Origin of the sequence: Campylobacter sp. TTU-622 (assembly GCF_016598965.1) — a bacterium.
Lineage (GTDB): Bacteria > Campylobacterota > Campylobacteria > Campylobacterales > Campylobacteraceae > Campylobacter_D.
The window spans coordinates 1-1,054 of record NZ_JAENKR010000172.1 but is presented as its reverse complement, the minus strand read 5'-3'; the positions used below and the strand labels follow the sequence as shown (position 1 = coordinate 1,054).

Genomic DNA, 1,054 nt, shown 5'->3' with positions numbered 1-1,054 from the left:
TTATTCTTTAACATTAAAAGCTAGAAAGTAGTTTAATAATTAAATTTATTTATTACTCATATTAATTCACTAAAGAGCTTTTGCTCTTTAGTTATTAAAATCTCTTTTTCTTTACATCATCAAGTATATTACTTGCTATATCACTTACTGTATTAGAAATAAGTGCTGATTCATTTGCAATCTCAACATTATCTTTAGTAGTTTGATCTATGTGAGCTACACTTTCATTGATTTGAGTAATACCTGTAGTTTGTTCTTTTATAGATTCAGCCATATCATTAATAGATTGAACAAGTAAATTAGTATTAGCTTCTATTTCACTTAGAGATTTTTGAGTTCTCTCTGCTAGTTTTCTAACTTCATCAGCAACAACAGCAAATCCACGTCCATGTTCTCCTGCACGTGCAGCTTCAATAGCAGCATTTAAAGCTAAAAGATTGATTTGATCTGCAATATCACCTATTATACTTGTTACATTTTTAATTTCTTCACTTTGAGTAATAACATCACTTGTTTTTTGAGAAACATTTTGCATAGAAGAAGTGATTTGTTCTAATGCTGCTGCTGTTTCTTCTAGTGAAGCTGCTTGAGAATTTGAAGAATTAGTTAAAGATTGAACTGCAGTTTGAAGTTTTCCACTCTCATCTGCTAATGAATTTGCAAAGTCAGAACTTTGTTTTAACATTTTAATGATTTCTTGTCCTAATGCATTTGTAGTTACTTCAACAGCACCTTTAGCATCTTTAACTTCTGTTGTAAAATCTAAGGCTCTATAACTATTAAATACTCTTTGTATTTCATTCATATTAGAACCTATTTTTTCTTGTAAAACATCTAAAAGTTTATTAAGAACATTTTTAAGTTCAATTAATTGTGGATTTCTTGGATTAGCAGTAATTCTTGCAGTTAAATCTCCTTTTTCTACTACTTGAACAGTTGATACACTTTCTTTTACTGCTTGATTATCTTGTTCTAAACCTTGTTTAGTTTGAAGAATGTTTTCATTGATGGCATTAGATATTTGACCAAATTCATCATTTGTTTTTATATTAAT

1 protein-coding gene is annotated in these 1,054 nt (G+C 28.5%); it reads right to left on the bottom strand.

Going from position 1 to position 1,054, the window contains the following annotated elements; all coding sequences use genetic code 11:
• Positions 1-94 precede the first annotated feature (94 nt).
• Positions 95-1,054 (bottom strand): methyl-accepting chemotaxis protein (locus tag JG677_RS08255; RefSeq protein WP_234284677.1); only part of this gene is annotated, 960 nt, incomplete at its 5' end.